Source organism: Dietzia timorensis (assembly GCF_020742175.1).
GTDB classification, from domain to species: domain Bacteria; phylum Actinomycetota; class Actinomycetes; order Mycobacteriales; family Mycobacteriaceae; genus Dietzia; species Dietzia timorensis_A.
Map to the genome: position 1 here is coordinate 1 of NZ_DYXM01000169.1, position 3,300 is coordinate 3,300.

The window sequence follows — 3,300 nt, forward strand, 5'->3', positions numbered from 1 at the left end:
GAGGTCACCAAGTTCTCCCGAGAACACACCCTCACCCGGTGGATTGACGGGCACGCCAGATGTCCCGAGCTCGACGTCGAGCCGGAGCGCTTCGGCACCGGACGATGCGAATCCCTGACGCGAGCCGTCCGAGCCGCGTTCGACGACGGGCTGATCGAGGCGCGGGAGCGGCTCGCCGGCACCTGAGTCGAGCTGGCGAGGCGGGCGCCCCGCACACGGTGCTGTGTGCGGGCCCCTCCCCGTCGAGATCGTTCGGTGCCCCGAGCCGCCGACGACCTGAGACAGCCCCAACTGAGAAAGGAAGGCATGCCCGCACCCGACATCAGGAACGTCATCGATCGCTATCTGGCGACTGTCGCCGACGGTTCGGCCGCCGAGGTGGCTGCGCTGTACGCCGAGGACGCGACCCTCGAAGATCCCGTCGGGTCGGACGTGCACCGGGGCCGAACCGCGATCGAGGAGTTCTACAAGGGTCTCGAAGACGCTCAGCTCACCACGACATTGCACGTGGCACGCGTGTGCGGACTGGAGGCGACGTTCCATTTCCGTGTGGTCACCGAAGCCGGAGACCAGACGTACGTCGTGGAACCCATCGACGTCATGACGTTCGACGACACCGGCCAGATCACGTCGATGCGCGCGTTCTGGGCGCCGGAAGACATGACCACCGGTTCCTGAACCAGAACAGCCTGAACTCCCGCAGATGACGAACGGTCATCCGCGGCCATCTACCCAGCGTCCGCTAAATCACGAGGAATGAGAATCGATGCCGGTCAATTGGATGGAAGAATACGACGTGGTGGTCGCCGGCTCCGGCGGCGGCGGAATGTCGGGAACCTACACGGCGGCCCGTGAAGGGCTTTCCGTGCTACTCCTCGAAGCCTCCGACAAGTTCGGCGGCACCACCGCCTACTCCGGCGGCGGCGGAATGTGGTTCCCGTGCAATCCAGTGCTCCAACGCGCCGGCACGGACGACACCATCGACGACGCCCTCACCTACTACAGGGCGGTCGTGGGAGACCGCACGCCGCAGGAACTCCAGGAGACCTACGTGAGGGGCGGCGCCCCACTCATCGAGTATCTCGAGAAGGACGACAATCTCGCGTTCGAGATGCTGCCGTGGCCCGACTACTTCGGTAAAGCCCCGGGAGCGCGGCTCGATGGACAGCGACACACCATGCCCTCTCCGCTCCCGGTTTCAGAAGCCCCGGAGCTGCGCGACATCGTGCGCGGACCGCTGGATGTGGACCGGCTCGGCGCGAGCACTCCCGACGACTTCTTCATCGGCGGCCGCGCTCTCGTGGCGCGTTTCCTCAAAGCCATCTCCGCTTACCCGGACGCGACCCTCCGCCTGAACAGCACGCTCGTCGAGCTGGTCACCGAGGACGGCAGAGTCACCGGCGCTATCGTCGAACGCGGCGGCGAGACCGTGGCCATCCGCGCCCGCAAGGGAGTCCTGCTCGCGGCGGGCGGCTTCGAGGGCAACGAGGAGATGCGCGCGCGTCACGGCGTCCCCGGCCTCGCGCGCGACACGATGGGCCCGTGGAGCAACACCGGCAAGGCGCACCGGGCAGGAATCGCCGTTGGCGCGGACACCGACCTCATGGACCAGGCGTGGTGGTCTCCGGGGCTCACGCATCCCGACGGCCGGTCGGCGTTCGCGCTCTGGTTTACCGGTGGCATCTTCGTCAATCAGAACGGCGAGCGATTCGTCAACGAGTCGGCCCCGTATGACCGTCTCGGCCGGGCCGTCATCGATCGGCTCGACGACGGCGCCCTGTCACTGCCGTTCTGGATGATCTACGACGACACCGAGGGTGAGATCCCGCCGATCAAGGCGAGCAACGTCTCGTTCGACGAGACCGAGAAGTACCGCGCCGCCGGACTCTGGCACACCGCGGAGACCCTCGACAAACTCGCCACGAAGATCGGCGTGCCCGCTGACGCTCTGGTCGCCACGGTCGAGCGCTTCAACTCGATGGTCGACAGAGGCTCCGACGAGGATTTCGGCCGCGGCGACGAAGCCTACGACCGCGCGTTCTCGGGTGGCGAACTCCCCATGGCAGCCATCACGCGCGGCCCGTTCCATGCTGCGGCGTTCGGTATCTCCGACCTGGGCACCAAGGGCGGCCTGAGAACGGATTCGCGCGCTCGCGTGCTTGATTCCGCCGGCACGGCCATCCCGGGTCTCTACGCCGCAGGGAACACCATGGCCGCACCGAGCGGCACCACCTATCCCGGCGGCGGCAACCCGATCGGCACGTCGATGCTGTTCAGCCATCTGGCGGTTCGTGACATGGTCGACGAGTAGCGTCAGTACAGCAGCGCTCGCAGCTGCTCCCACATGTCCTCCTGGGCCTGCCGCGCCACGGACAACGCCGAGTTGGTGGCGAAGCCGTGGAAGGTGCTCGGGTAACTGCGGTACCAGCACTGGACGCCGGCACGCTCGAGGGCGCCGGCGTACACCTCGGCGTCGTCGTGCAACGGGTCGCATTCCGCGCTGATCATCACCACCGGCGCCAGGCCGGCGAGGTCGGCGGTCACCGGCGAGAGATACGGGCTCGGCTCACCGGACGAGCCTGCCGGCAGGTACTGCTCCCAGTACCAGTCGGTGGCCGCGGCGGTGTTCGCGTAGCCCTCGCCGAACCGGCGGTACGAGTCGCCGCGGTGCTCGGGCACCGTCATCGGATATATCAGCAACTGGGCGCGCACGGCCGGTCCGCCGGTGTCTCGCGCCAGCACCGCCGCACACGCCGCGAGGTTGCCGCCTGCGCTGTCTCCCGCCAGCATCAACCTCGACGGATCGACGCCGAGCTCGTCGGCTCGGTCCGTCACCCACCGCGCCACGGTGTGGACGTCGTGGAGCGCCGCCGGGTAGCGGTGTTCCGGTGACAGTCGGTAGTGCACCGCCACCACGACCGCGCCGAGGCCCCGACACATACGTCGGCAGAAGTCGTCGTGACTGTCGAGGTCGCCAAAAACGAATCCGCCGCCGTGGGCGAACACCACGACCGGCACCGGTTCCGGCGAACCGGGAGCAGAGCCGACGGGTCGGTATACGCGCACGGGAATCTCGTGGTCACCCGCGCCGTACTCGGCAGCGGGGACGACCGTGTTCTCCACCCCGCCCACCTCGACCGGCTCGGCCGGGCGCTTCTGTCGCGCCTTGAACGCGGCGCGCACGTCGACCGCATCCATCGTCTCGACCTGCGGATATCCCTCCTCGACCAGCGCGAGTAGTGCGGCCACCTCGGGGTCGGTGATCATGGGCTCGTTCCTCTCATCAGTCGGCACGGTGTG

The 3,300-nt window shown here is 67.8% G+C and carries 4 protein-coding genes; 3 read left to right on the forward strand and 1 reads right to left on the reverse strand.

Going from position 1 to position 3,300, the window contains the following annotated elements:
* The 3 genes from K8V11_RS08775 to K8V11_RS08785 form a co-directional block, all read left to right on the forward strand.
* Positions 1-186: hypothetical protein (locus K8V11_RS08775; protein WP_303912879.1), on the forward strand; the 186-nt coding region annotated here is incomplete at its 5' end.
* 120 nt (positions 187-306) lie between these two features.
* Positions 307-678 (forward strand): SgcJ/EcaC family oxidoreductase, encoded by a 372-nt coding sequence (locus tag K8V11_RS08780; RefSeq protein WP_303912881.1) that lies wholly within the window; start codon positions 307-309, stop codon positions 676-678.
* A gap of 88 nt (positions 679-766) precedes the next feature.
* Positions 767-2,311: an FAD-binding protein gene (locus tag K8V11_RS08785; protein ID WP_303912884.1), complete on the forward strand. Its 1,545-nt coding sequence runs from the start codon at positions 767-769 to the stop codon at positions 2,309-2,311.
* A 2-nt stretch (positions 2,312-2,313) separates the two neighbouring features.
* Here the strand turns inward: K8V11_RS08785 and K8V11_RS08790 are convergent, their stop codons facing one another.
* Positions 2,314-3,294 (reverse strand): alpha/beta hydrolase, encoded by a 981-nt coding sequence (locus tag K8V11_RS08790; protein WP_303912886.1) that lies wholly within the window; start codon positions 3,292-3,294, stop codon positions 2,314-2,316.
* Positions 3,295-3,300 lie beyond the last annotated feature (6 nt).

Excerpts from the sequence above, each read along its gene's own strand:
- K8V11_RS08780 (WP_303912881.1), top strand. The coding sequence starts at position 307 with ATGCCCGCACCCGACATCAGGAACGTCATCGATCGCTATCTGGCGACT.
- K8V11_RS08785 (WP_303912884.1), top strand. The coding sequence starts at position 767 with ATGCCGGTCAATTGGATGGAAGAATACGACGTGGTGGTCGCCGGCTCC.